We start from the raw sequence: 25,550 nt of genomic DNA on the forward strand, positions 1-25,550 counted from the left end.
CCCTCTCCTCTAGTTTGACCGCTTGCCCGTTCAACCGGCGACCTGCCTGAAAGGGTCGAGCCCCAGGTCGATCAGACGTCTTTCGCGCACCACGATCTCGGCCGTGGCCGTCATGCCGTAACGCAGCGGATATTTGTTGCTGGCCACGCTGTAGTAGTCCTGCGCCAGCCGCACCCGGCCTTCGTAGACTGGTTGCTTATCCGGCCCCGACGGCTTGGTGGCCGGGGAGATGTATTCGAGCGTGCCGGCGATCAGCCCGTAGCGCTGGAACGGAAACGCGCTGAACTTGAGCTTGACCGGCAGGCCCTCGCGCAGAAACGCACGGTCGCGCTCGGCGATCTCGATGCGCAGCATCGGCCGTGCATCCTTCGGCGCGATGCCGCCCAGCGGTGTGTTCGCCTGCACTTTGTCGCCGCGCTGCGTCGACGTGACATCGGTGACCACGCCCGACACCGGCGCGAGGATCAGCAGGAAATTGTCCTTGTCGATGTTTTCGAACTTGATGCGCGCGGCGGCGTCCGCCACCAGCCGCGCGGTCTGCACCTGCAGACGCAGCTTGTCCTCGGTGCTGGTGATCTCGCGCATCGCGGCGTCGTACTGGATGCGCAGATTCGCCAGTTCCTGGCCGCTGCCTTCCAGTTGCGCGCTGGCCTGCGTGTATTCCTGCGCCAGCCGCGCGTCGAGTTCAGCCAGCCGCGATTGCGCCACGCGCAGATTGTTTTCGGCCTCCTGCGTGGCGGCGCGCTTGGCTTCGACCTGCGATTGCGACACGCCACCGCCAGCCGGCAGCGCAAACAGGCGTGCATAGCGATCCTGTTCCTGGCGCGCGAACTCACGCGCACGGCGAGCGTTTTCGAGATTGCTGCGCGCCTCGGTCAACTGCGCGCGCTGTTGTTCGGCCAGCCGCGTGGTGCCCTCGGCCATGCGGTTCTCGTGCAGGCGCGTGCCCAGTTCGATCTGCTGCCTGAGTGCCAGCGCCTTGCGTTCCAGCAGTGCCTTGCGCTCCGGAAACTGCTTCCATTCGCGTTCCGCGTCCTCGAGCTTGAGCTGCGCCTGCAGTGCATTGGCTGCCGCCTCGATCGCGCCGCGTGCATTGAGCCGCGCCACCACGTCGTCTTTGGAAACCGGCTGCCCTTCAGCCACGTAGAGGTCGACCAGTTCGCCATCGACGGGCGCATAGAAGCGCCGCACCTCCGATTCCGGCACCAGCGTGCCCTGCGCGGCGACGATCACGTCGGCGTGCCCAAAGAAGGACCAGACCAGACCGCAGAGCATCAGCGCCGCCGTCACCACCACGGTCAGCAGGGTCAGCTTGCGCGGCTCGGCGCTCAGCAGCGCAATGCCTTCGGCGCTGTGATCCTCGAGCGCCTCGGTCAGCGGACGCAGCCGCGACCCGCCCGGTTCGCGCAGGTCGTCCTTCATGGCCCGCTCCCCGCGGGGACGTTCGCCGTGGCGCCACTCGCCGGACCGCCCGCGCCCGCTGCGCCGGTTGTGGCAGCCGTCGCCTGGTTGCTGCCCTCGCCCAGCAGCACGAGCTTCGCTTTCAATACCGCCGGATCCAGCACCATGCGCAGCTCGTTGACCGCGCGGCGCTGTGCGTCGATTTCGGCCTGGATATCGTCGCGAATCCGCGTCCACTGCTCCGTGTCGTCAATCTTTAGTTGCGTGTAGATGCGCAGCCCCTGCCGCGCATCGTCCTGCGCATCGGCCAGCAGCTTTGCCTGGGCGCGGAACTTCGGCGAAATCGCCGCTTCCAGCCGCTGCTCGCTTGAGATCAGACCGTTGTTGCGATACTGCCGCCAGTTCGTCGCGGCGCGGTTGAGCAGCGTGTTGGCGTGCCGCAGGGCGCCTTCGCGAATGGTCTCGACATTGGCCTCGACCGCTCGGGTGAAGAACGCGTCGGCGTGAGGATCGAGCGATGCGTAGAGCGCAAGCAACTGCTCGTCGTAGCCCGCGCTGCCGCGCGCGTTCGACACGGCGGCGAACTGCCGGGCCACCTGTTCGCGACGCGCCGCGTCCCTGGCGATATCGGCGGCCCACGGGCCGGTTTTGATCGACCTGAGCGCAGCGACGGCCGTCGTGCTGTCACCCTGCTCCCACGCCTTTTCGGCCTTTGCGTATTGCGCCAGCACATCGTCGCCGGGCAGGCGCGGCCGCAGCGCCTGATACGCGGCTTGGAACGGCGGCGTCGACATGTTCGCCGAGCGCATCCGCGCCACCAGTGCGGCGGGCGCGCGCTCGCGCAGCGCCTGCATGATCGCCGTGTACTGCTTCAGGTCGGCCGAAACCCGATCGAGCCCGGCCAGACGCGGATATTTGTCCTGGTATTCGGCCAGCATCGCCTGCAGTGCTTCGGGCTGATCGCGCGCCAGTTCTGTTGCGATGGCGGTGTTGAGCCGGTCGATCGCGGCCAGATAGACCGAATCGTCGTTCTGCAGGCGGCGCAGGTCGCTCAATGCACGCGCGTACGTGTCGCGGAACGGCGGCACATCGGTGGCGATGCGTCCGAGCAGGCGCTGATGCGCGGCGGTATCGTCGCCCCACTGCCGTAGCAGGTCGCGAATCTTCGCCTCGTCCGTGTACAGCCGGATCGGCGCATCGATCCCGCCGCGGCCCACCACGAAACGCTCGAGGTCGCCCACCCAGGCCAGTTGCCGGATCAATGCCTGCCCCTCGCGGTTATGCTGGCTGCGCGCACGCATCTGGCCGAGCACGGCGTCGGCGCCAGCGAAGTCGTTGGCCTGCAACCGGGCGGACCACGCCGGTACGAAGCCGCGCATCAGCGCCTCGGCGCCCAGCGCCTGGTATTGCGCGTTGTCGGGATGCACGGCCAGCACCTTGTCCGTCGCCTCGGCGGCCCGCGCGTATTCGCCGCTTTCGACCAAGGCGTGGAGCGTGCGGTCCGGCGCGCCACGCCACCAGATGTACGTGCCACCGACCACGATCACCGAGATGGCCAGGACCGCAATGCGCGCGGCGCGTTCCAGCTGATGGCGGTCACGGACGCCGAAGCGGCGCAACGCCTCGACGATCATCATGGCTACCCGCCCGCGCTTCGGCTGCGCATGCGCCGCGTGATCGCCGACATCGGGCAGCGCCTCGGGATTGACTTCGTCTTCCTGCGCAGCGCGATAGTCCACACAGAAAATATCGAGAAACGAATCGGGCGCGCCAACGAACGTGGTCTTGTCCGGATCGACATCGGGCGGCACCCCGGCCGCGCCGTCGCCCCGCGCCGGCTCGGCAGGCGCCAGGAACGACGTGCGCGTGGCCGTGGCGTCGGCATCCGCCTCGCGCTCCACGGTCACGCGATAGACGAAGTGGCTGCCACCAAACGCCACCACGTCGCCCGATTCCAGCCGGATCGATTGGTCGCGCAGCCGTACGCCATTGACGAACGTGCCATTGGTACTGCCCAGATCCTCGACCCACGGCACGCCATGCTTCAGGTAGACATGCGCGTGGCGGCGCGACAGGTAGTTCACCTGGTGCGGATAGTCGCTGCGATAGCGCGCGAACGTCTCGTCGGTCTTGTTGACCATAAACGGAAAACGCGCGATGACGACCGGCTGCAGGCCGAGATCGTCGCGCACCGGCGTCAGAGTGACCGCGACGCGCGGCGGCTCCGGCGCGGGCGGGCGCGGATAGAGCCTGACGCGGTACGACAGCCCCGCGCCAAAGTTTAGCTCGTCGCCATCGCGCAACAGCGCCGGCTGCTGCGCCACGGTGCCGCCATTCACGCGCGTGCCGTTCTTACTGCCCAGATCGGCGACATAGACCGAACCGTCTTCGGAAAAGATCCGCGCGTGACGACGCGATAGCACCGACACGGCTTCCGATGGATAGGCAGCGAACGGCGCCTCGCCGCGTCCGATCGCGAACAGGTCGTCGCCGATGCGGATTTCGCCAAGCTCTGGGCGCGACACTGGCATCAGCAGGACATCGAACAACTGGCCCGCTGGCTGCGCCATGACCGGCATATCCATGAAGGGGGCATCGTCGCGCGTCATGTTTCACCAGAACCAACAGTGGGGCCTGTGGCGCGCAACCGCGCATCGCCAGTGTTGCGTGCGCGAGGGCGCGGCGCGAAGACGGGCAAGGGGCGGCAGGTCACGGGTAGAAACATAGTAGGCCACGCGTAAGGGGAGTCAATGCGCTGCGCCGCAGCGTTGCTGCGTGCGTACGGCGCAGGCGGGTTTCAACGTTGAAACGTTTTGCGCGCCGTTGCGGCTAACGCGCCGCCTTGCGCGGCTCCGGATTGCCCGAGCGCGTTGCATCGGCAGCGGGCATGGCGGTGTCGGCCCTCGCGTCTGGCGCGCCGTGACGGACATCGACCTCGGACCATCCACCGCCCAGCGCCTTGTAGAGCGTGACGGTATCGGTCAGGATTTGTTGGTGCACGGCCAACAACGCCTGTTGCGCGGTCAGCAGCGAGCGTTCGGATTCGAACACTTCCAGTTGCGACGCAATGCCTTCGCGCGCCTGCGCCTCGATCTGCGCGCCCACCACGCGCAACTGATCGACCTGCTGCTGCAACTCGATGCGCTGCTTCTTGTGCGCATCGACATTGACCAACGCGCTCTCCACTTCCTCGAAGGCGGTCATCACGGTGCGCCCGTATTCGTTCTCGACCACGCCGACGTTGGCTTCCGTGGTCTTCACACGCGCCCGTACGCTGGGATCGAGCATCGGCAGGTTGATGCTCGGCATGAAGCCGAACGTGAACGATTTCATCAGGTCCGACAACGCGAAACTGGCGGTGCCGCCGCGCGCGGTGAGGCTGATGCTGGGCAGTTGCGCCAGACGCGCCTGGCCGACGAGGTCATAGGCCGCCAGCACGCGGTATTCGGCCGCGACGATATCGGGCCGGCGCGCCAACAGTTGCGACGGCAGGCCTGCCGGCACCACCGGCAACTTCACGCGCTGCTGAAGGCGTCCCGGCGGCACCTTGAGTTCGCCAGCCGGCACGCCGACCAGCGTAGCCAGCGCGTTTTCCGCCACATCGCGCGATCTGCGCAGTTCGATCAGGTCCTTGGTCAGGCGATTGATTTCCGCCTGCTGCTGCATCACGCGGATCTGCGGCAGCAGGCCGTTGGCCAGCATCGCCTTGTAGGTGGTCAGGATGTCGTTGTTGCGCGCCAGCGTATGGCGCTGCTGGTCGATCTGTTCGTCGAGCAGCAGGATCGTGAAGTACGTGATCGATACGTCGGACGCCAGCGACAGGTAGCCGGCGCGCCAGTCGGCTTCGGTGGCGCGGAATTCGGCGGTCTGCGCCTGCACGCCCTTTTCGACCTTGCCCCAGATGTCGATGTCCCAGTTGACCGTGGCGCCGAGGTTATAGGTGCGAGAAACCGCCTGCCCCGTGGTCTTGGACACATCGAGCCCCGCGCCGACATCGAACACCGGCAGCGCGCCCGCGCGCACCTCGGCGATCTGCGCGTTGGCCACGCGAATGCGTGCGGCAAGCACCTTGATGTCGTAATTGCCACTCATCGCCTTGGCGACCAGTTGGTCCAGATACGGATCGCCAAAGCCTTGCCACCAGTTGGGCACGATGGTTTCGCCGGGCGACACGCTCACCGACTCGTTGCGCGTCCACGCCGCCTTTGCCGGGGTATCGGGACGCTTGTATTCGGGTGGTCGAAAATCGGCGCAACCGGCCAGCATCGACACGCAGATGACAGCGCCAAGCCACGGCGGCATACGGCGCGAAGTGAGGGCGGAATCAGTCACGATGGCTTCCTGCGCGAAACGCCAGCGGACCGTGGCAGCACGTCCTGGCATTCGATCTGTATTGTGGTGCGGCGCCGCGTGGACGCCAAGCCCGGCACGCGCGCGCAACCGGAATCGCGGACAAAAAAATGCCGGGGCGGAGGTGTCCCCGGCGACAAGCTCCCCGAGCGGCATACGGCGTCGCGCGTGATGCGATAGCGACGGACGCCGTTGCCGCGCTCTGTGTTCAGTAGGCGTTGTTCCGCGCGCTCTGGTTGGTGTACACGTTGTTGGTCATGTGATCCTGGAACGCCGAGCCGTTGGCGAAGTAGTTTTCCACTTGCTGCATTTGCTGGTTCGATTGCGTGATCGTCTTGTGCGAGTCGAACGACAGGCTCACCGGCGTGAAGATCGAGGTGCGCGGCGCAAACACCGCCAGGCCGCCGCGTACGGACTTCAGCGTCGTGGCGTCGAGGGTTTCGGTCGAGGACAGGTCCTTGATGGTCAGCGTGGTCATGTCAGTCTCCTTGGGAGGAAGGGTGAAGCGGTTAGGTGATGAGCATCGGGTTGGTGTCGCGCTCGATATCCCTATCGCAGCAAGCGTGCCAGCGTCGTAACCAACCGCTGCCAGAACGCGCAATCCGTTGCGGCGCAAGGCATTGCAGCGAAATCCCAGCGGACCGCGCGTCGGCACGGCGCGGCGAAGTGTTGGATGCTGGCGTACAGCTGGCGCGTTGTTCTGTCGGTCCCACGGCAACACTCAAAAAAAAACGGCGCGCATCGCTGCGCGCCGTGCCGGAGACTGGCGGACCGCCCCGCCATTTTTGCTCCGAGTCCGCATCGTGACGTATCACCTGGCCACCGCCTTTCACTTTACGTAAATGGTGATTTTTTTCGAATAAATCGGAGGATTGGTTGGCATGTGCTTCTCGTCGCCCATCAGCAGTTGCAGCGTGTGCTTGCCGGGCGGCAGTTCGATCGTGGTTTCCGTTTCGCCCGCGCCGAAGTGCAGGTGGTTGCGGTCGTTCGGAATTTCCTTGTCCAGCGGCGGCAAGTCCGTATCGATCAGCAGATGGTGGTGGCCCGTATTCGGAAATTTGACGTCCTTGGGCGCCACTCCCATGTTGCGCAGGCCGAACCACACCTTGATCGGCTTGCCGGCCGGCAGCGTCTGATTGTTGTTCGGATAGCCGATGTACAGATAGGCGTTCTTCGGCGCGGGCGTGGGACCGCTGGCCGCGCTGGCAGCGGGCGCCGACGCATCCGCGCCGCGCGCAACGCCGAAGTGGAGCATGGCCGCCGCAAACAGCAGCAGCGTCACCACGGAGACTGGCTTGGACATGGCTTCTCTCCCGCTCACGCTGATGCGCTAGCGCACGGTGATGGTGATCTTCTTCGAGTAAATCGGCGGATCGAACGGCACGTGCTTGCTGTCGCCCAGCAGCAGTTGCAGCGTGTGCTTGCCGGGCGGAAGTTCGATGCGCGCATCGGTTTCACCGGCACCAAAGTGCAGGTGATTGCGATCGTTCGGGATTTCCTTGTCCGGCGGCGGCAGGTCGGCGTCGATCAGTAGATGGTGGTGCCCGCAATTGGATCGCTCGACGCCCTTGGGACACACGCCCATGCCTTTGAGGCCCATGCGCACCCAGAGCTTGCCGCCATCGATCACGGCGCCGTCGCCGGGCCAGATGATGTAGACCTCGGCGCCCTTGGGCGCGGGCGTCAGCGGAATGGCGAAGCTGGACCACGCGGCGAGCATTGCGCCCGCCAGCGCGCGGAGCAGGGATCGTCTGGACATGGCGGCTCCTCCCGGAGAACTGTCCGCTGCACACGGTTCCCCGCGCGATGAGCGGATTCTTGGTCGACGTTTTTTGATGCGCCCGGCGATGTGTCCTACAGCGTAGGTCGCCAGCGCTTAAAAAGCGAACTTTCGCGCCACAATCGCTGTGCTATTGTGAAACGGCCGGTACCACGTCACGGCAACTCCACACCGCGCTGCGCCGATCCGAAGGGGGCTGAATATGTGGCGGAAGATCATAGTCGTGTCGCTGCTGGGGATCGGCGCGCTGCACATCGGCGGCAGCGGCGTGCCGCGGCCGGGGCAGTGGCTCGTGTCGGCTGCGCGCGCCGGCATCCTGCCCAAGAATAGCGACGAGCAATACGAACTCTCGTTCTGGGATTCGATCAAGAACAGCAGCGACGCGGGCGACTACGAGGCGTACCTGAAGCAATATCCGAATGGACGCTTCGCCGCGCTGGCCAAGGCGCGCGTGGAACGCCTGCGCGCCGCCGCGCCGGCGTCCGCTCCGGTTGCGCGCCCCGAGACAAAGACCGACACGCGCACGGCATCGAAGGCGCCAGATGCATCCGCGCCACGTGCCGCATCGACACCGTCGGCCACCGCTGCCGCGCCAGCGTCCCCATCGGCGGGCAACACCCCGCAACCGCGTTCGCGCGCCGGGGGTGCGATCTCGCAGGGCACGGTCACCTATGCGACCGAAGGCAAGGACGCGCCGCCATCGGCCAAGGCCGGGGGCGCCGAAGCGAAGGGCGTGGAAGCGCGCGATTGTCCGCAATGCCCGGCGATGATCAGCCTGAATCCCGGCAGCTTCACGATGGGCAGCAACACCAGCGATCCGGCCGAACGGCCGCCGCATCACGTCACGATTGCGCGCCCGTTCGCCATCGGCAAGTACGAGGTCACATCGGAACAATGGAACGCCTGCGTCGATGCCAACGCCTGCCCGCGCATCGCCACCAATTCGCCGGACGCCAAGACCGCACCCGCGCGCGACATCAGCTGGGACGACGCGCAACTGTACGTGGCATGGCTGTCCAAGACCACCGGCAAGACCTATCGCCTGCCGACCGAAGCCGAGTGGGAATACGCGGCGCGCGGCGGCACCGGCACGGCGTACTGGTGGGGCGACCGGATGGCGCGCGGCAACGCCAACTGCAAGGACTGCGGCGATCCGTGGAGCGACGCGGCGCCGGCCAACGTCGGCTCGTTCGCCGCCAATCCGTACGGGCTGCACGACATGAACGGCGGCGTGTGGGAATGGGTGGCCGATTGCTGGCACAGCTCGTACAAGAACGCGCCCACCGATGGCCGCGCGTGGGACGAACCCACTTGTACCGCGCGCGTCATACGCGGCGGATCGTGGCGCGAAGGCGCGAGCTACATGGTGTCGTCCACGCGCTTCAAGTACAGCACCAGCGTGCGGCAATCGCAGAACGGCTTCCGCGTGGTGCGCGAAGCCAAATAGTCCAGATAGTCATTTCGCGCGCGTCGCAATCTGCACGAGGTCCGCGCTGATCTGTCCGCGGCCATACTTGCTGGCCATTTGCGCGAGCGGCTTTTCCAGCGCGTGCAGATAGTCCTGGCGCGATTCGAACTCTGGCCGGCGCGTGCCGAACAGTGGCGCCGGCGTAGTCAGCAGCACGACCAGTTCCGTGCCGAATGGCTTTGAGACAACCCAGTCGCCGCCATCGCCAATCGTCGCGGTGTAGCTGGCGGGCGCCTGATTGCCCTGCACGCGCGGGCTGGGCACCAGATGCGCCACCTTGCCATCGGCCACGAAGTAATCGACATAGACATACGACTCATGCGCAGGCGTGGTGATGTCCAGCACCAGCGGCGTACCTTCGGTCAACTGCGTGCCGCCGCGCGTGCGCAGTCTCGCGCCGGATTGTTCGCCCGCCTTGTGATTGCCCGACCAGTACGGCGCCACGGTCCGCACCACATCGCACTTGTCCTGCGACAGCGGCTGCGCATCGAGCTTCAGCGCCTTGACGCCGGGCACCTTGAGAAGCTTGTCGCGCAGCCCCGCCAGCGCCGCTTCGGCCGCGTAGCCATCGACCTGCAGCGTATTGCCGTCGACACTGGCGGTCAGCAGCGCGCAGGGCGTGGCGGCCAGCACCTGCGCCACCGCTTCCGGCTTGAGCGGCACGTTGGAGGGCGGCGACGGCGCGGCGGCGGGCGCGGCCGGATTCGGTGCGGACGGCCCGTTCGATGCGCTCGATGCGCTCGATGCGGTCGACGTGGTCGATGCGTTCGATGCATCGCCGGCGGCGGTGCTGCGCCACAGATAGAAGCCGACGCCGGTGGCAATGGCCAGCAACGCCACGGCGCCGCCGACGATTACCGGCACATGCGCGCCGCCGCGCTGCGGCTCCGCGCCGAGCCCTGCCAGGAAGCGCGTGACGGTGGGCGTGCGCGTGGCGCGATCGAGCGAAAGCGCCTGACGCAAGACCTTCCACTGTCCGCGCGACAGAGACGGCGGCGGCACGGGCTTCATATTCCTGGCGCGCGCCTCGGTCGACGCCATCCGGTCGTACGGATGCTTGCCGGTCAGGAGTTCGTAGGTGACGCACGCCAGCGCGTAGATGTCGTCGCGCGGATCGGGCTCGCGGTGTTCGAACATTTCCGGACTGGCGTAGGCCGGCGTCATGCCGCCGAGCGACCCGGGATCGAACACGGTCTGGTCCGCGTCGTCGGTGGGCTGCTGGAACCCGCGCGCGATGCCGAAATCGATCACCTTCACTTCACCGCGATCGGTCAGGAACACATTGGCCGGCTTGAAATCGCAATGAACGAAGCCGCGCTCGTGCGCGTAGGCCAGTGCATTGCCCATGCCGATCACGATCGGCATCGCCTTGGCATACGGCAGCCCGGCAAAATCGGGCGCACGCAGCACGCGATTGAGCGACTTGCCGGACAGGTATTCCATGGTCAGGAAGACCGTCGGGCCGTCGCGGTCGAAGTCGTAGACCGTGACGATATTCCGGTGCGCCAGCTGCTGCGCCTTGCGCGCCTCGCGCTGGAGGGCGATCAGCGATTTCGGATGACCGCTGAATTGCAGATTGAGCACCTTGATGGCGATATACGGCTTGCGGTCCGACGCTTCGAGCTTGCGCAGATCGAGCGCCTTGTACACCGTGCCCATGCCGCCCACGCCAAGACATTCTTCGAGCACAAAGCGGCCGTTCAACGTATCGCCCACGCCCTTGGTGGGACCCGATGGCACATACCCGCCGGTGAAAAGCCCGCTCTGGCTGCCGGTGCCGGCCGTGTTGCCGCCCGGGCCCGACGACGGATCCGACGCGCCCGGTGCCGGGCGATCCGAGGGATCGGGTTCGATACGGGTTTCTTCGCTCAGCGCGTCGCGCCCCGCATGGCCGATCGCCTCGGTGGCGACATCGCCGCCCGGATCGAACTGCGTGGCCATGTGCGAATCGATGCGGTCCATGACTTCCGCGTACACGGCGGCAGGCAATGGAAAGCGCGTGTGTTCTTCAGTGAGCACGCGCGCAAACTGGGTGGAGTCGGTGCGATCGTCCTTGAGGGCCAGATCCACCGAGGCGAGGAATTCGTCGCGACTCAAATTGCCGCGCTGGAAATTCCGAATGAGTTCGGTCAGGCTGGGCATCCGGTGCATCCGACGAGTGATGGCACAACGGGCGGAACCGCCGCGTCACGGCATATTGCCTTCGATGGATACTAGTGCGCACTCCGGTCATCCGCAATGCCGCATCGATGCGCGCCACGCGCGCGAGCGTCGCCTCCGCGCAGACATCCCACCGCATTCTGTTGGCCCCACACCACCACTTCGCACCGCGCATCGCGCTCGGTGCGCATTGCGCTAAACCACCCCACGCACCGCAAACCCGCACGGCACAAGGCGTCCGCGTTTTTCGTCGGCGCGCGGACCGGCGCTGGCACGCTTGCTGCGATAGGGATACCGAGCGCGACACCAACCCGATGCTCATCACCCAACCCGCTTCACCCTTCCTCCCAAGGAGACTGACATGACCACGCTGACCATCAAGGACCTGTCCTCGACCGAAACCCTCGACGCCACGACGCTGAAGTCCGTGCGCGGCGGCATCGCCTTTCTGCCGATCACCACCGTGTACAGCCCGTTCAAGCTGTCGGTGGACAAGGTCACGACGATCAACCAGTCGAACCAGCAAATGCAGCAAGTGGAAAACTACTTTGGCAACGGCTCGGCGTTCCAGGACCACATGACCAACAACGTCTACACGAACCAGCACGCCGAGAACAACGTGTACGGCGCGAAGTAAGCCGCGCTCGCCGATATCCCGCATCGCCCCAACCGCATCACACCCGATTTGCCGCTAGGAGACTGCCATGAGCACCCTGACCATCCTCGACCTGACCACCACCGCCACCCTCGATCGCGCCGGCATGCAAGCCGTGCGCGGCGGACTCGGCCTCATCGCCGCACCGTGGACCAGCGTATATGCACCGGTGAAGCTGTCGTTCGATTCGCACACCAAGATCGATCAGCAAAACCAGCAAATGCAGCAGGTGGGCAACTACTTCGCCAATGGGTCGGCTTTCCAGGACCATATGACCAACAACGCGTACACGAATCAGCACGCGCAGAACAACGCGTGATCGCGCACCCGATTCCGCTCGCCGAACCCGATGCGCGTCGCGCGCCGCACCGCGCGCCGCGCATGGCATCCGCACCCAGGAGACTCACCATGTCATCGATCATCGTCCGCGACCTTGCCGCCAGCAAGGACCTCGACCGCAAATCGCTGTGCGCCATCCGTGGCGGCACCGACTGGCTCAGCAAGGTCGGCAACACCGGCCCGCTGGCCAACGTGAACATCACGGTCAACCAGAGCGTGCAGCAGTTGCAGCAGGTGAACGTGGCCGCGTTCAACAACAACCGGATCATTGGCGCCAGTCTGGGCCACGTCCAGCTGGGCGTGAATCCGTCGCAATGGGGCGGCAACCTGGCGGTGGTCTGAGCGACGCACGCCGGGATGCGATGCCGCCTCTCGCACGCCACGCGGGAAGGGCATTGCTGCCTATACTGAAGCGGGCCCGCGCCTGCCCCGGCGCAGCCCGACCGGCGCCGTACCGGCCGGCCGAGGCAAGGCCCGCACGCCGGAGAACGCCATGGCATCCATCGTCATCAAGGATTTGTCCGAGAACGTCGACCTCGACCGCGAGGCCATGCTCGCCATCGTGGGCGGCGCAAGGCTGGCCGGCAGCTATCGCTGGCAAGCGCACCGCGGTTCGTCGCTGACACGATTGATCCAGTATCCGCAGGGCTTTCCGGGTACATCACAGGCTGCAGGGCAGGAACGGGCGAGCCGGCCAACCCGCGAGTGATCCGCATCGCTCGCGTGACAACGGCCGGTCATTACAGCAAGGCCGCAAAGAAAAAGCCCGCCAGATCATTGGCGGGCTTTGGTTGCGGACGGGCCCGGACTTCCTGGGTCTGCATCGCCGGCAAATTCCGGTCATTGCTTTGCCAAGCAGGTTTCCCTTGGATTCCGCCCATGACGCGGACGCCCATCCGGACCACCCGGACAGTCGGAGGAAATCTGGCAGTGGCGTCCAATGACCGCAATGCCGGAAAAGAGCGGCAAGCCATCCTTGCCGAAGGAAGGATCGGCGGGACGTTGATCGTCCGCCCCGTACGGGCGCGAAGCCCGTGGTCTGGAGTATAGGCAGGGACCTCCGACAATCAAGCGACGGCCCCGGCGCTTTCCGCTTGCCTTCCCCTTACATCCGATTACGTTTGCGCCCATTTCGCGGTGCAGCAAATTCCTAAGGGTTCTGCTATACTGCGCGCCGTGAGTTTCGCACTGTGAGTTCCGCACCGCGCCCGGCATCCACGCCATGGCGCATCCGCATACCTCCCAAGCTCTGCTCCCTGCCTCTGTCATCACACGATGTTTCCGACAGGTGCCTGGCCAGAACGCACCGCTCACCTGACGTAGCCTCGTCTCCGATCCTGATGAACAGCCTGTAGTCATTTGCGCTGTTTGCCTGCCAGGGATTTTCGGTTGGTCGCACCAATAACCAGCCGCCCCCCTGCCTGCCGCCGTATTGCCAGCTGAGTCTGTCGTACGGCCTACCGATTGGCGCCGAAGCCTTTTTAAAGACTTTGCACTGCGCCCACCCCTTCGCGCATATCTGCCCTGGGGTGCCATGCATTTTTATTTCGCACGACGACATGACCCAGCACGAAGAATTCCGTGCGGAGCAGCCTTTTGCTTCCGCCACTGACGCCACCGCCACGACTGCCGCTGCCGTGAGCCCGCTCGACAAGCTCGACGCGCTGCTCCACGCCGATGAAGCGCCGGCAACCGCCGCGGCCCCGGCGCCGGAAAACGGCTTCGCCAAACTTGGCCTGGACGCCGCCATCCTGCGCGCCCTGGCCGAAGCCAACTACAACACCCCGACGCCGGTTCAGGCGCAAGCCATCCCGGCCTTCCTGGCCCGCCGCGACCTGCTGGTGTCGAGCCAGACCGGCTCGGGCAAGACCGCCGCTTTCATGCTGCCCGCGATCCAGCGCATCAGCGAAAAGCCGCCTACCCAGCGCCCGACCGAACCGGCCAAGCGCATGAAGGGCAAGCGCCCCCGTCCGGCCGCCGCGCAGCCGGCGCTGCTGGTGCTGACGCCGACGCGCGAACTGGCTCTGCAGGTGACCGAAGCGGCCGCCAAGTACGGCCGCCATCTGCGCCGCATCGTGTGCGCCAGCATCCTGGGCGGCATGCCCTATCCGAAGCAGCTCGCCATGCTGTCGCGCATGCCGGACATCCTGGTCGCCACGCCGGGCCGCCTGCTCGATCACATCGAAGCCGGCCGCATCGATTTGTCGGCGCTGGACATGCTGGTGTTCGACGAAGCCGACCGCATGCTCGACATGGGCTTTGCCGATGACATCGACGCCATCGTCGCCGCTACGCCGGCATCGCGCCAGACGCTGATGTTCTCGGCCACGCTCGACGCGCGCATCGGCCAACTGGCCTCGCGTCAGCTGCGCGATCCGCAACGCATCGAGATCGCCGCGGCCCACGCCGACCACAGCAACATCGAACAGCGCCTGCACTTCACCGACGACATGTCGCACAAGGAGCGCCTGCTCGACCACCTGCTGCGCGATTCGTCGCTCAAGCAGGCCATCGTGTTCACGGCCACCAAGCGCGATGCCGATTCGCTGGCCGAACGCCTGTCGGACACCGGCTTCGCTGCCGGCGCACTGCACGGCGACATGACCCAGGGCGCGCGCAATCGCACGCTGACGGCGCTGCGCCGGGGCAACCTGCGCGTGCTGGTGGCCACCGACGTCGCCGCGCGCGGCATCGATGTGCCCGATATCACGCACGTGGTGAACTTCGACCTGCCCAAGCAGGCGGAAGACTACGTGCACCGTATCGGCCGTACCGGTCGTGCCGGCCGCTCGGGCATCGCCATCAACCTGGTGAACCATGGCGACATGTTCCAGTGGCGCCGTATCGAGCGCTTTACCAACCATCGCATCGACGCATCGGTGATCGAAGGCCTGGAGCCGCGTCGTTCGCCCAAGCCGCGTTCGAATTTCGGCGGCAAGCCGGGCGGCGGCCGTGACGGGTTCCGTGGCAACGGCAATGGCGGCGGCTATCGCGGCAGCAACGGCGGCGGCGGCGGATACCGCGGCAATCGCGAAGGCGGCGAGCGCAGCTTTGGCGACCGTAGCGCCGGCGGCGGCGAACGCAAATTCGGCGACGGCAATCGCGGCGGCTTTGGCGATCGCAGCGCCCCGCGCCCGTTTGGCGATGCCAATCGTGGCTTCGGCGACCGTGGCGAGCAACGCGGCTTCGGCGATCGCGGCAACGGCGGCTATCGCGGCCAGGGCCAGGGTCAAGGCCAGCAGCGCAGCTTCGGCGACCGTAACGTCGGCGCCGAACAGCGTTCGTATGGCAACCGTGACTTCGCCCAGCGCGACGCAGCCGCACCGCGCGGCTTCGGCAATCGCGACGGCGCACCGCGCGACGGCAATCGTGGCGGCTTTGGCGGCGAACGCAGCTTTGGCGACCGCGGCGGCTTCGGCGGCCAGCGCAACAGCCGTTCGCGCTACGACCGTTAAGCGAATGCGCTGAAACTTTGGCGCGGACGTAAAAAAATGGCACCTTCGGGTGCCATTTCTGTTTGTTTCGCCGGTCACGCCTGCGAGCATCGTCGCCGATGACTTGGCGCGGCGCTGGCCGTCGCCCGAGCATCGTCTCACGCGCGCCCAATCGGCCCGCGCATCACTGATCGCCCGCTTGGAAGCCTCGCCCCAACCTCACACGGCGCAGCTGCGGAAGCCGACGAACGACACGTCGTCCTCGGGCAGCAGCGCGGCGCGTGCGCGCACATGGCGCAGGCGCGCGGGGCTGGCGAATGACACCGCGCGCACCGCCTGGTGCGTGCCGAAGCGGCCGACGATATCGACGTCGGTCGGCTCGGCGGCGAAACCGAGATACGGCTCGTACGGCGTGGCGGTCCACTCGCGCAGCGCACCCCATTGCAGTCCGCGATTCTGCGTCGCGGCCAACTCCCATTCCACTTCCTGCGGCAGGCGGCGACCGGCCCAGACGCACCACGCCTGCGCCTCGAACAGCGTAACGTGACGCACTGGTTCGTCGGGATTGAGCGTGCGCTGCGCGCCAAAGCGCGACACCACCCAACTGCGCGTGACGGCGTGGCGCGACCAGTAGCGCGGCGCCGACCGTTCCTGCGTCATCAGCCATTGGCGGCCTGCCGTGGACCAGTACGAGGGATGCTCATAGCCCCGGTCCTCGACGAATTCCAGAAACTGCGCATTGGTCACCAGCGATGCGTCCATTTCGAACGCCGGGACATAGACCTTCTGCGCGGGCAATTCATCGGGCCATGCAAAACCGTCCGGTTCGCTCCATCCCTGCGTGAAATTGCCACCCGGAAAATGCAGCGTGCCCGCCGACACGGCCGAGACCGACGGGGCGATCGATGCGGGCTCGACGGGCGCCAGATCCAGCGCCTGCAAAAGCGCGGCGATGGTTTCGCCTTGCGCATCCTCGTGCAGCAATGCGCGCCGGAACGGATACAGCGTGGCATCTTCGTCGTCGGGCAGCAGCGCGATGCGGCGCAGCAAGCCGTCGAGCACTTGCGTGGCGTACTGCTTCACGCGTGCCACATCGGGCAATGCGATTTCCCAACGCTCGTCGGGACCGATGCGATCGGGATCGAACCATTCGTCGGCGCCGTCGAGCAGCGACGGCTCGCTGGCCACCGGTAGGCGGACGCCGCCCTGCTCCAGGTGGCGCACGCCGCGCAAGCACCACCATTCGGCGTGCCAGGCGACATGCCCGAGCGTCCACAGCGGCGGGTTGCAATCGTACTGGCGCGGCACGGTCCAGCCCTTGCGGGTCTGGCCGAAGGCGCCCAGCCATGCCAGGGTGCGATTGCGCGACTCCACCAACGCCTGCGCCAGTCCCTCGCGCGGCAACCGGCGTGCGTCGGGCCAGGCCGCCTTGCCGCCGGTAAAGTGAAGATCGGGAAGCATCGAGAAGCCGCTCATCGAAGGGTCCTGACAGAGGAATGGAAAGACAGGGGACGCGCAGAAGGCGTCCACCGGCTGCGCGCATTATGACACTCGCACGCCGAAGGCTCCGGCACGTCCCCTTATCCCCTGATGGCACCGCGGCTTTGCCGCTAGGCGCGCGCGTGGAACACCGCGAACCAGCCGTTCGGATCGGTCCAGCTGACCGGATCGCTGAAGCCGGCCGCCTCGAGCAGCATGGCGAAATCGTCGGGGCGATATTTGTGCGAATCCTCGGTGTGGATCGTGTCGCCCGCGGCGAAGCGGCGTTCGCCGCCGGGCCAGCGCACCTGCACGTCGCGCGCGGCCTGCAGATGCATCTGGATGCGCGACGCCTGCGCGTCGAACGACGCCGCATGACGCCAGTCTTCGAGCGCGAAATCGCTGCCGACGATGCGGTTCACGTTGCGCAGCACGTTGCGGTTGAACGCCGCCGTCACGCCCAGCGCATCGTCATAGGCAGCCACCAGAGTGTCGGCGTCCTTGAACAGATCGACACCGATCAGCACGCCGTCGCCACGCCCGGCCGCTGCGCGCAGCCGCTGCAGCAGCGCCAGCGCGTCGATCGGCGCGAAATTGCCGATGCTCGATCCGGGATAGAAGAACAGCCGCCGCCCGCGCCGGACGCTGGTCGGCAAATCGAGCGTGCCGCACAGATCTGCGCCAAGCCCCAGCATGGGGATCTGCGGATTCTGCTGCTGCAGGCTGGAAAGCGTGCCGCGCAGGAATTCGACGGAGATATCGACCGCCACGTATTGCGCCGGCTGCAGGGTCGGGAACAGGCGCGCGGCTTTTTCGCAATTGCCGGCGCCGAGGTCGATCAGCACGCAGCCGCTGCCCGCGCGCGCGGCGATGGCGGGCGCAGCGGCGGCGAAGATCGACGCTTCGGTGCGGGTCGGGTAGTACTCGGGCAGGTCGGTGATCGCCTCGAACAGGCGCGAGCCGAGCACGTCGTAGAAGAATTTCGGACTGATGCTGGCCTGTTGGCGACTCAGGCCAGCAACGATTTCGGCGCGCATGGCGCCGCTGTCTTCCCGGTATTGCTGGACGAATTCCGGCTGCGGCACGGCGCCGTGGCGCGCGTGGCCGTTGCCGACGACGATGCGCGCGGCCGCTTCAGCCGCTTCGGCGGTGCGGTCGTCGGCCGGATGGTGATTGTTGTGATTGTGGTTGTGGTGGTTGGCGGAGGCCTGGGGGCGGGACTGATTCAGCGGTGTCTTATTGGGCGTCGTAAGGGCCGACATGACGTTTCCTTGTTTTGTCGATGGGCACTACGGTGAATCCCTCTCAAAATCCGCGGCCGACGGAGCGGGCGGCTGGGCCGGGACATACGCCTGTTCAGTCTGACGCACATCTGCCGAACCAATCCACATAGCATAGGTGCATATGCTTATGCGCGTCTGATGCGTTGCATCACTTTACAAACACTGACCCTCTCATGACTCATGTTGCATACATGCGAAAACGGCACCGGCGGCGCGACATTTTTCTCGTAATTCCCTTATAATCGCGTCCTACGTGCTCGCGGGTAATGACAATTCCCGCGGCCCGTTCCCTTCCAGAGAGGGAAGTAAAAGGGGAGTAGCTTGGGGGCCAATGCCCTTAGCACAATCGTCATTCCGAAGCGCGACCCGCTTCCGGTTGTGCTGACCCTGGCGCGCATTCCGCACCAGTCCGTCGAGCAAGACCTTTGCAACCTGGCATTTACGGTTTGCAAAGGCGGCCCCGCACTTCCGGCGCTCCGTAAATCCCAGGTGTCAAAACAACTTGCTGGCCAGAGCGGCCCGCAGCTATTGCACATTTGAGGAGCCTACATGGAGTGGTTTACCGATCTGTTCACGATGCAATTCCTGACGGCATTGCTGTCGATCGTGGTTATCGACCTGGTGCTGGCTGGCGATAACGCCATCGTGATCGCCCTGGCGGCGCGCAACCTGCCGCCCCATCTGCAGAAAAAAGCCATCGTCTGGGGTACCGTCGGCGCCGTGGTGGTCCGCTCGGCCATGACCATTGGCGTGGTGTGGCTGCTCAAGATTCCGGGGCTGCTGCTGGTGGGCGGTCTGGCACTGGTGTGGATCGCGTACAAGCTGCTGGCTGCCGATGACGATGGCGGCGAGCACGGTGCGGGTGCGGCCACGCTGATGGGCGCGATGAAGACGATCATCATCGCCGACGCGGTGATGGGCGTGGACAACGTGCTGGCCGTGGCCGGTGCCGCGCATGGCAGCTTCCTGCTGGTGGTGCTGGGCCTGCTGATCAGCATCCCGATCGTGGTGTGGGGCTCCAGCCTGGTGCTCAAGCTGATGACGCGCTTCCCGGCCATCATCTATGTGGGCGCCGGCGTGCTGGCGTTCACGGCCGTGAAGATGATCCTGGGCGAGCCGATCACGAAGGCGTTCTTCGAGGCGCAGCCGGCCATCAAGTGGGGCCTGTACCTGGTGATCGTCGGCGGCGTGCTGGGCGCTGGTTACCTGACGCAGAAGCGTCGCGATAATCGCGGAACCGGCGAAAAGCCCGTGCAGAGCCACTGATCCGGCTCCGCTGAAATGAAACTGGCCGCCCTTGGGCGGCCAGTTTCGCAATCAGGCTAAAATCCCGGCTTGCGGCCCGTTGGCCGAGATCACTTTTCCCCTCCGCGCCGATGAAACAGTACCTCGACTTCATGCGCCATGTTTATGAACATGGCACCGAAAAGTCCGACCGCACCGGCACCGGCACGCGCTCGGTGTTTGGCTACCAGATGCGCTTTGACCTGGGCGAAGGCTTTCCGGTGGTCACCACCAAAAAACTGCACCTGAAGTCGATCATTCATGAACTGTTGTGGTTCCTGCAGGGTTCCACCAACATCGCGTACCTGAAGGAAAACGGCGTCACGATCTGGGACGAATGGGCCGATGCGAACGGCGAACTCGGCCCGATCTACGGTTACCAGTGGCGCGCCTGGCCCACCCCGGACGGCCGCCATATCGACCAGATCAGCGACGTAGTGCAGCAAATCCGCAACAACCCCGATTCGCGCCGGCTGATCGTGTCTGCGTGGAATGTCGGCGACATCCCGCAAATGAAGCTGCCGCCCTGCCACGCGTTTTTCCAGTTCTATGTGGCCGACGGCAAGCTGAGCTGCCAGTTGTACCAACGCAGCGCGGACATTTTTCTCGGCGTGCCGTTCAATATCGCCAGCTACGCGCTGCTGACGCACATGATCGCGCAGCAATGCGACCTCGACGTGGGCGATTTCGTCTGGACCGGCGGCGACTGCCATCTCTACAGCAATCACATGGAGCAGGTGCGGACCCAGTTGGCGCGCACGCCGATGAAGTTGCCGACGCTCCATATCAAGCGCAAGCCCGAGAGCCTCTTCGATTACAAGTACGACGATTTTGAACTGATCGGCTATGAATCGTGGCCGGCCATCAAGGCGCCGGTGGCCGTATGACGCTGCTGACACTGATCGTCGCGCGCGCCCGCAACGGCGTGATCGGCCGGGACAACGCGCTGCCATGGCGCCTGCCCGAAGACCTTCAGCATTTCAAGCGCACCACACTGGGCGCGCCCATCATCATGGGCCGCAAGACGTGGGATTCGATCGGCCGGCCGCTGCCGGGACGGCGCAACATCGTAGTCAGCCGCAATCACGGCCTGACGCTCGATGGCGCGGAGGTGGTGGCTTCGCTCGAAGATGCGCAGCGGCTGTGCATCGGCGCGGAACAAGTGTTCCTGATCGGCGGCGCGCAGCTGTATGCGCAAGCGCTGCCGAGCGCCGACCGGCTGATCGTGACGGAGATCGATGCCGACGTGCCAGGCGATGCATTCTTTCCCGCAGTGGATCGGTCGAAGTGGATCGAAGTGGCGCGCGAAACGCATCATTCCGAAGCCAACGGTTTCGACTACGCATTCGTGACCTACGAACGGCCGCCGTCGGACGAGCAATAATCGCCGAACACAAAAAAACGTGGCGCCCGATCGAGGCGCCACGTTTTTTTTTGGGATCCGCGCTAGAAACACTCCAGACATAAGCCCGGCAGTATTTCCGCGATACGGTCGGGCGATCAGTTGCCCGCGATAGTCATCTGCTCGATCAGGATCGAGCCGGTTTCCTTGGTGCCGCGCACCAGCGCATCGGCGCCAATGCCGACGATCTGCTTGAACATTTCGACCATGTTGCCGGCAATCGTGATTTCTTCGACCGGATACTGGATTACGCCATTCTCGACCCAGTAGCCCGAGGCGCCGCGCGAATAATCGCCGGTCACGTAGTTGACGCCCTGCCCCATCAGTTCGGTCACCAGCAGGCCTGTGCCCATTTTCTTGAGCATGCCGACGAAATCGTCACCCGGCTGCGTCAGCGAACTGCTCAGCGTCAGGTTGTGCGATCCCCCGGCGTTGCCGGTGGTCTGCATGCCAAGCTTGCGTGCCGAATAGGTCGACAGGAAATAGCCCTCGACCACGCCGTCACGCACCACTTCGCGCTCACGCGTGCGCACGCCCTCTTCGTCGAACGGCGCGCTGCCCATCGCACCGGGAACGTGCGGGCGTTCGTAGATCTGGATATCGGGCGCAAAAACCGCCTTGCCCAGCGTGTCGTAAAGGAACGTCGACTTGCGATACAGCGCGCCGCCCGACACCGCCTGCACGAACGCGCCGAGCAGGCCGGCCGCCAGCGGCGCCTCGAACAGCACCGGGCACTTGCGGGTGGACAGCTTGCGCGCATTCAGGCGGGCCAGCGCCCGTTCGGCGGCATAGCGGCCGATTGCCTCGGGCTCGGCCAGCGCCTGCGGCGAGCGCTTGGACGAGTACCAGTCGTCGCGCTGCATCGCGTTGCCCGAGCCGGCGATCGGCGCGCACGAGACGAAGTGACGCGAGTACGGGTAGCCGCCGACAAACCCGCGCGAGGTGGCCAGCACGAATTGCGAATGCTGGGCCGACACGCTGGCGCCATCGCTATTCTTGATCTTCGGCGACACGGCAAACGATGCCGCTTCCGCGCGACGCGCGATATCGATGGCCTCTTCGGCATCGATCGTCCACGGATGGAACAAATCCAGATCCTGGGGATTGCGCTCCAGCAATTCTTCCTCGGCAAGGCCCGCGCAGTCGTCCTCGGCGGTAAAGCGCGCGATGTTGTACGCCGCTTCAGCGGTCGCACGCAGCGCGGCCGGGGAGAAATCCGAGGTGCTGGCGTTGCCGCGGCGCTTGCCGATCATCACCGTCACGCCGACCACCTTGTCGCGGTTTTGCTCGATGGTTTCGACCTGCCCCTTGCGCACGGTCACCGACAGGCCGCTGCCCTCTGAAATCTCGGTGGCGGCGTCCGTCGCGCCAAGTTCGCGTGCCACACGCAGCACATCGGCCGCCATGGTCTTGAGCTGGTCCTGGGTGTACGTGAAATGCGCGGTCTGTTCGGCAGTCTGGCTCATATGGGCGGGCGTGATCAAAAGTCCAAACGGGAATCATAGCAAGATAAAATGCCGCCCATGACGCGAAATACCCGTAACACCTCCAACGGACGCTTCCCGGGCGGATTTGCCCCGGAAGAGGACGACGACCTGCCCAAGAGCAAGTCCCAGCGCAAGCGCGACATGACCGCGCTGCAGGACCTGGGCGTCGAACTCGAAGCCCTGCCCAAAGACCGCCTGGCCCGCGTGCCGATGCCGGAAGCCTTGTCCGACGCCATTCTCCAGGCGCGCAAGATCACCAGCCACGAAGGCAAGCGCCGCCAGATGCAGTTTGTCGGCAAGGTGATGCGCACGCTCGACGACGACGAAGTGGCGGCCATCCGAGGCGCGCTGGAAGGCTTCAAGGGCACCAGCAAGGCCGAAACTGCCCGGCTGCACCTGATCGAGCGCTGGCGCGACCTGCTGCTGGCCGACGACGCCAACCTGACCAAGTTCCTCGGCGAGCACCCGGGCGTGGACGTGCAGGCGGTGCGCAACATCATCCGCAACGCCCGTCGCGAAAAGGAACTGGGCAAGCCGCCGAAGTATTACCGCGAGCTGTTCCAGGCCATCAAGGACACACTGGGCGGCGGCAAGGACGAAGCCGCCGACACACCGGCCGAGGACACCGAATCATGAATCCACCGCTGACCGCCCCCGTACCGCGCAGCCACCCCGACGAACTGGTGGTCGGCTTTGTCTCGATTTCCGACCGCGCCTCGTCGGGCACCTACCAGGACGAAGGGATTCCGGCGCTGCGCGACTGGTTCGGCAAGACGCTGACGTCGCCGTGGCAGTCGGTCGAACGGCTGATTCCCGACGAGCAGGCGCTGATTTCGCGCACGCTGATCGAGCTGGTCGACGTGGCCGGCTGCGACCTGGTGCTGACCACCGGCGGCACCGGGCCGGCGCGGCGCGATGTCACGCCGGAAGCCACGCTGGCCGTAGGCACCAAGGAAATGCCGGGATTCGGCGAGCAGATGCGGCAGGTGAGCCTGCATTTCGTGCCGACCGCCATCCTGTCGCGGCAGGTTGCCGTGATCCGCGAAACGCCAAGCCGCGCCGCGCTGATCGTCAACCTGCCGGGCCAGCCACGGGCGATCCGGGAAACGCTGGAAGGATTGCGCGATGTGGAAGGCCGCACCGTGGTGCAAGGCGTATTCGCCGCCATTCCGTATTGCATCGACCTGATCGGCGGTCCGTATATCGAGACCGACGACGCCATCGTGCGCGCATTCCGCCCGAAAAACGCCATCCGGCCGAAACCTGCGCCGACGGTCTGATTCCGGCCGTTACCGGAGCCCGAGATAGAGGCCGACCGGCACGAACACGACGGCGGCGATATTGCCCAGCAGCACGATCGAGGCCACTTGATCGGGCTCCTGGCGATAGTGATCGGCCACCAGGAAGTTGAGTACGGCCGGCGGCAGCGACGCGAACACGAACAGCAGGCCGCGCTGCAGATCGGTCATCGGCACCCACCATGCCAGCAGCAGTGCCACCGCGATGCCCGCCAGCGGGCAGACCACGGCGCCCAGCACCCCCATCCCCCAGTTGCGCAGGCTGACGTCCTTCATGCGCACGCCCAGCGCAAACAGCATCAGCGGCACCGTGGAATCACCGAGCAGCTTGATCGATTCGTAGACCGGCTCGGGCAATGAGAACACCGGTCGCGCCAGCGACAGTGCTACACCGGCCACCGTCGCCAGCACCATCGGATTGCGCGCGATCTGCGCCATCGACGCCTGCCGGTTGACGATCTTCATGCCGATCGTGAAATGCATCAGGTTGGACGCCGCAAACAGCGCCACGGCCGGCGCGAGTCCCGCCTGCCCGAATGCGAAGACCGACAGCGGCAGGCCCATGTTGCCGCTGTTGTTGAACATCATCGGCGGCACGAACGTGCGAGGATTGGCTCCCGTCGCCCGCGCCACGATCCACGCCAGCACACCCGATCCAATCACCACGGCCACCGCGCAGGCCAGCAGCACCAACTGATCGGCCAGCACGAAGTCCTTGCTGATAAAGGCCGACACCACCAATAGCGGCGCGATCACCTCCAGCATGGCGCGGTTGATGCCGGTCATGTCGGGGTGGGCGCGCCGCCCGTAGATCCAGCCGATCACGATGATCAGGATGACCGGGGTGATGATGGAGACAATGCGCGTGAACATGTCGGAGTGGCCGGGCGGGCGCCGGGCAAGGACGGAGCGGGCGGCGTGGCCGGTCCGTTACGGACCCGCCCGCCGGGTTGTTGTTATCGGGCGAATGGCCTTATGCAGCGGGCGAAGGGTCGGCAGGGGCAGCGGGTGCGGCGGGCGCATCGGCAGCCGGGAACGAGGCAGCCGCCTCGGCCGGGGTCTTGATGAAATGCTGGCGGTAATAGCGCAGCTCTTCCACCGATTCGAGGATATCGGCCAGCGCGGTGTGCATCTGGCGCTTCTGGAAGCCCTTGTGGATGGCCGGTTCCCAGCGCTTGCACAGTTCCTTGAGCGTGGAAACATCGAGATTGCGATAGTGGAAGAACGCCTCGAGCTTGGGCATGTAGCGCGCCATGAAACGGCGATCCTGGCAAATCGAATTGCCGCACATCGGCGACTTGCTGGCCGGCACCCAGCGCTTCAGGAACGCCAGCAGTTCGGCTTCCGCCTGGGCCTCGGTCAGCGTCGACGCCTTGACCTTGTCGATCAGGCCCGAGCGGCCGTGCGTGCCCTTGTTCCAGTTGTCCATGCCATCGAGCACTGCATCGGACTGGTGAATCACCAGCACCGGGCCTTCGGCAAGGATATTGAGCTCGGAATCGGTCACGACCACCGCCACCTCGATGATCCGGTCGGTATCGGGCTGCAGACCGGTCATTTCCATGTCCAGCCAGACAAGGTTGTTTTCACTTTTCACGGAAGTTGCGGCGGGGCTTGTCATCTGGCGGTACGGCTCGATATGGAATTCGAAAGGGAAATCGCCGGGCGCGGAGCCGCCGGCGGCGAACAACTTATAATTCTCGCATATTCGCCCCAGACGGCGCGGCCGG

The 25,550-nt window shown here is 65.5% G+C and carries 23 protein-coding genes; 11 read left to right on the forward strand and 12 right to left on the reverse strand.

The genetic code is table 11. The annotated features are described in order from the left end of the window. Positions 1-30: 30 nt before the first annotated feature. The 6 genes from AC1RKI_RS04075 to AC1RKI_RS04100 form a co-directional block, all read right to left on the reverse strand. Positions 31-1,422, reverse strand: coding sequence for an HlyD family secretion protein (locus AC1RKI_RS04075; RefSeq protein ID WP_061955976.1), 1,392 nt, complete (start codon positions 1,420-1,422; stop codon positions 31-33). Further along, a complete protein-coding gene (locus AC1RKI_RS04080; protein WP_492794796.1) occupies positions 1,419-4,010 on the reverse strand; it encodes an FHA domain-containing protein in 2,592 nt (863 codons plus the stop codon). The genes AC1RKI_RS04075 and AC1RKI_RS04080 overlap by 4 nt, the downstream gene beginning before the upstream one ends. A 220-nt stretch (positions 4,011-4,230) precedes the next feature. Then, complete coding sequence (locus AC1RKI_RS04085) at positions 4,231-5,703, reverse strand: efflux transporter outer membrane subunit (protein WP_227460116.1); 1,473 nt, start codon at positions 5,701-5,703, stop codon at positions 4,231-4,233. Between the two features lie 256 nt (positions 5,704-5,959). Further along, positions 5,960-6,229 carry a hypothetical protein gene (locus tag AC1RKI_RS04090; RefSeq protein WP_061960215.1) on the reverse strand — a complete coding sequence of 90 codons (270 nt, stop codon included), beginning with the start codon at positions 6,227-6,229 and terminating at the stop codon, positions 5,960-5,962. Between the two features lie 351 nt (positions 6,230-6,580). Continuing rightward, entirely contained in the window at positions 6,581-7,006 is a 426-nt protein-coding gene (locus tag AC1RKI_RS04095; protein ID WP_061960219.1) for a DUF4399 domain-containing protein, read from the reverse strand. 75 nt (positions 7,007-7,081) lie between these two features. Next, a complete protein-coding gene (locus AC1RKI_RS04100) occupies positions 7,082-7,510 on the reverse strand; it encodes a DUF4399 domain-containing protein (protein WP_490715029.1) in 429 nt (142 codons plus the stop codon). Positions 7,511-7,733: 223 nt separating this feature from the next. Here AC1RKI_RS04100 and AC1RKI_RS04105 point away from each other — a divergent pair, with 223 nt between their 5' ends. Continuing rightward, complete coding sequence (locus AC1RKI_RS04105) at positions 7,734-8,978, forward strand: formylglycine-generating enzyme family protein (RefSeq protein WP_227459135.1); 1,245 nt, start codon at positions 7,734-7,736, stop codon at positions 8,976-8,978. Between the two features lie 9 nt (positions 8,979-8,987). Here AC1RKI_RS04105 and AC1RKI_RS04110 read toward each other — a convergent pair whose 3' ends face one another. Further along, positions 8,988-11,141, reverse strand: a complete 2,154-nt coding sequence (locus AC1RKI_RS04110) for a serine/threonine protein kinase (RefSeq protein ID WP_492794794.1) — start codon at positions 11,139-11,141, stop codon at positions 8,988-8,990. 379 nt (positions 11,142-11,520) lie between these two features. On the opposite strand from AC1RKI_RS04110, the gene AC1RKI_RS04115 reads away from it, so the two are divergent. The 5 genes from AC1RKI_RS04115 to AC1RKI_RS04135 all read left to right on the forward strand — a co-directional run bounded on the left by AC1RKI_RS04115 (position 11,521) and on the right by AC1RKI_RS04135 (position 15,608). Further along, complete coding sequence (locus AC1RKI_RS04115) at positions 11,521-11,796, forward strand: hypothetical protein (RefSeq protein ID WP_061958958.1); 276 nt, start codon at positions 11,521-11,523, stop codon at positions 11,794-11,796. Positions 11,797-11,863: 67 nt separating this feature from the next. Further along, positions 11,864-12,133 (forward strand): hypothetical protein, encoded by a 270-nt coding sequence (locus tag AC1RKI_RS04120; RefSeq protein ID WP_061958957.1) that lies wholly within the window; start codon positions 11,864-11,866, stop codon positions 12,131-12,133. Positions 12,134-12,222: 89 nt separating this feature from the next. Next, a complete protein-coding gene (locus AC1RKI_RS04125; protein ID WP_061958956.1) occupies positions 12,223-12,495 on the forward strand; it encodes a hypothetical protein in 273 nt (90 codons plus the stop codon). Positions 12,496-12,646: 151 nt separating this feature from the next. Continuing rightward, entirely contained in the window at positions 12,647-12,862 is a 216-nt protein-coding gene (locus AC1RKI_RS04130; protein ID WP_061958959.1) for a hypothetical protein, read from the forward strand. An 850-nt stretch (positions 12,863-13,712) separates the two neighbouring features. Next, the gene (locus tag AC1RKI_RS04135) at positions 13,713-15,608 is read left to right on the forward strand and encodes a DEAD/DEAH box helicase (protein WP_492794791.1); all 1,896 of its coding nucleotides are present in this window, start codon (positions 13,713-13,715) and stop codon (positions 15,606-15,608) included. A gap of 198 nt (positions 15,609-15,806) precedes the next feature. On the opposite strand, the gene AC1RKI_RS04140 is transcribed toward AC1RKI_RS04135, so the two are convergent. Together AC1RKI_RS04140 and egtD are read right to left on the reverse strand one after the other, a co-directional pair. Then, positions 15,807-17,063, reverse strand: coding sequence for an SUMF1/EgtB/PvdO family nonheme iron enzyme (locus AC1RKI_RS04140; RefSeq protein WP_061958954.1), 1,257 nt, complete (start codon positions 17,061-17,063; stop codon positions 15,807-15,809). Between the two features lie 134 nt (positions 17,064-17,197). After that, on the reverse strand, positions 17,198-18,328 hold the full coding sequence (egtD, locus tag AC1RKI_RS04145; protein ID WP_492794789.1) for an L-histidine N(alpha)-methyltransferase: 1,131 nt from the start codon (positions 18,326-18,328) through the stop codon (positions 17,198-17,200). A 570-nt stretch (positions 18,329-18,898) separates the two neighbouring features. Between egtD and AC1RKI_RS04150 the strand changes: the two genes are divergently transcribed. The 3 genes from AC1RKI_RS04150 (at position 18,899) to AC1RKI_RS04160 (ending at position 21,017) form a co-directional block, all read left to right on the forward strand. Then, entirely contained in the window at positions 18,899-19,615 is a 717-nt protein-coding gene (locus tag AC1RKI_RS04150) for a TerC family protein (RefSeq protein WP_061958952.1), read from the forward strand. Between the two features lie 110 nt (positions 19,616-19,725). Further along, entirely contained in the window at positions 19,726-20,520 is a 795-nt protein-coding gene (gene thyA / locus AC1RKI_RS04155; protein ID WP_150981160.1) for a thymidylate synthase, read from the forward strand. Beyond that, a complete protein-coding gene (locus tag AC1RKI_RS04160; RefSeq protein WP_227459128.1) occupies positions 20,517-21,017 on the forward strand; it encodes a dihydrofolate reductase in 501 nt (166 codons plus the stop codon). The genes thyA and AC1RKI_RS04160 overlap by 4 nt, the downstream gene beginning before the upstream one ends. A 116-nt stretch (positions 21,018-21,133) precedes the next feature. Here the strand turns inward: AC1RKI_RS04160 and pmbA are convergent, their stop codons facing one another. After that, positions 21,134-22,501 (reverse strand): metalloprotease PmbA, encoded by a 1,368-nt coding sequence (pmbA, locus tag AC1RKI_RS04165; protein WP_061958949.1) that lies wholly within the window; start codon positions 22,499-22,501, stop codon positions 21,134-21,136. Positions 22,502-22,558: 57 nt separating this feature from the next. Here pmbA and yjgA point away from each other — a divergent pair, with 57 nt between their 5' ends. Then, positions 22,559-23,158, forward strand: coding sequence for a ribosome biogenesis factor YjgA (gene yjgA / locus AC1RKI_RS04170; RefSeq protein WP_150981161.1), 600 nt, complete (start codon positions 22,559-22,561; stop codon positions 23,156-23,158). Further along, a complete protein-coding gene (mog, locus tag AC1RKI_RS04175; RefSeq protein ID WP_150981162.1) occupies positions 23,155-23,802 on the forward strand; it encodes a molybdopterin adenylyltransferase in 648 nt (215 codons plus the stop codon). Before yjgA ends, mog begins: the two co-directional genes overlap by 4 nt. 9 nt (positions 23,803-23,811) lie before the next feature. On the opposite strand, the gene AC1RKI_RS04180 is transcribed toward mog, so the two are convergent. Both AC1RKI_RS04180 and orn read right to left on the reverse strand, forming a co-directional pair. After that, the gene (locus tag AC1RKI_RS04180; RefSeq protein ID WP_150981163.1) at positions 23,812-24,693 is read right to left on the reverse strand and encodes an AEC family transporter; all 882 of its coding nucleotides are present in this window, start codon (positions 24,691-24,693) and stop codon (positions 23,812-23,814) included. 100 nt (positions 24,694-24,793) lie between these two features. Next, positions 24,794-25,441: an oligoribonuclease gene (orn, locus tag AC1RKI_RS04185; RefSeq protein ID WP_244787699.1), complete on the reverse strand. Its 648-nt coding sequence runs from the start codon at positions 25,439-25,441 to the stop codon at positions 24,794-24,796. Between the last annotated feature and the right edge of the window lie 109 nt (positions 25,442-25,550).

The sequence above is a fragment of the Cupriavidus sp. GW822-FHT06G04 genome, from assembly GCF_058799075.1.

Bases quoted from the DNA above. Each gene is read 5' to 3' on its own strand.
- AC1RKI_RS04075 (WP_061955976.1), bottom strand. From the start codon at position 1,422: ATGAAGGACGACCTGCGCGAACCGGGCGGGTCGCGGCTGCGTCCGCTG.
- AC1RKI_RS04080 (WP_492794796.1), bottom strand. From the start codon at position 4,010: ATGACGCGCGACGATGCCCCCTTCATGGATATGCCGGTCATGGCGCAG.
- AC1RKI_RS04085 (WP_227460116.1), bottom strand. From the start codon at position 5,703: ATGCCGCCGTGGCTTGGCGCTGTCATCTGCGTGTCGATGCTGGCCGGT.
- AC1RKI_RS04090 (WP_061960215.1), bottom strand. From the start codon at position 6,229: ATGACCACGCTGACCATCAAGGACCTGTCCTCGACCGAAACCCTCGAC.
- AC1RKI_RS04095 (WP_061960219.1), bottom strand. From the start codon at position 7,006: ATGCTCCACTTCGGCGTTGCGCGCGGCGCGGATGCGTCGGCGCCCGCT.
- AC1RKI_RS04100 (WP_490715029.1), bottom strand. From the start codon at position 7,510: ATGTCCAGACGATCCCTGCTCCGCGCGCTGGCGGGCGCAATGCTCGCC.
- AC1RKI_RS04105 (WP_227459135.1), top strand. From the start codon at position 7,734: ATGTGGCGGAAGATCATAGTCGTGTCGCTGCTGGGGATCGGCGCGCTG.
- AC1RKI_RS04110 (WP_492794794.1), bottom strand. From the start codon at position 11,141: ATGCCCAGCCTGACCGAACTCATTCGGAATTTCCAGCGCGGCAATTTG.
- AC1RKI_RS04115 (WP_061958958.1), top strand. From the start codon at position 11,521: ATGACCACGCTGACCATCAAGGACCTGTCCTCGACCGAAACCCTCGAC.
- AC1RKI_RS04120 (WP_061958957.1), top strand. From the start codon at position 11,864: ATGAGCACCCTGACCATCCTCGACCTGACCACCACCGCCACCCTCGAT.
- AC1RKI_RS04125 (WP_061958956.1), top strand. From the start codon at position 12,223: ATGTCATCGATCATCGTCCGCGACCTTGCCGCCAGCAAGGACCTCGAC.
- AC1RKI_RS04130 (WP_061958959.1), top strand. From the start codon at position 12,647: ATGGCATCCATCGTCATCAAGGATTTGTCCGAGAACGTCGACCTCGAC.
- AC1RKI_RS04135 (WP_492794791.1), top strand. From the start codon at position 13,713: ATGACCCAGCACGAAGAATTCCGTGCGGAGCAGCCTTTTGCTTCCGCC.
- AC1RKI_RS04140 (WP_061958954.1), bottom strand. From the start codon at position 17,063: ATGAGCGGCTTCTCGATGCTTCCCGATCTTCACTTTACCGGCGGCAAG.
- egtD (WP_492794789.1), bottom strand. From the start codon at position 18,328: ATGTCGGCCCTTACGACGCCCAATAAGACACCGCTGAATCAGTCCCGC.
- AC1RKI_RS04150 (WP_061958952.1), top strand. From the start codon at position 18,899: ATGGAGTGGTTTACCGATCTGTTCACGATGCAATTCCTGACGGCATTG.
- thyA (WP_150981160.1), top strand. From the start codon at position 19,726: ATGAAACAGTACCTCGACTTCATGCGCCATGTTTATGAACATGGCACC.
- AC1RKI_RS04160 (WP_227459128.1), top strand. From the start codon at position 20,517: ATGACGCTGCTGACACTGATCGTCGCGCGCGCCCGCAACGGCGTGATC.
- pmbA (WP_061958949.1), bottom strand. From the start codon at position 22,501: ATGAGCCAGACTGCCGAACAGACCGCGCATTTCACGTACACCCAGGAC.
- yjgA (WP_150981161.1), top strand. From the start codon at position 22,559: ATGACGCGAAATACCCGTAACACCTCCAACGGACGCTTCCCGGGCGGA.
- mog (WP_150981162.1), top strand. From the start codon at position 23,155: ATGAATCCACCGCTGACCGCCCCCGTACCGCGCAGCCACCCCGACGAA.
- AC1RKI_RS04180 (WP_150981163.1), bottom strand. From the start codon at position 24,693: ATGTTCACGCGCATTGTCTCCATCATCACCCCGGTCATCCTGATCATC.
- orn (WP_244787699.1), bottom strand. From the start codon at position 25,441: ATGACAAGCCCCGCCGCAACTTCCGTGAAAAGTGAAAACAACCTTGTC.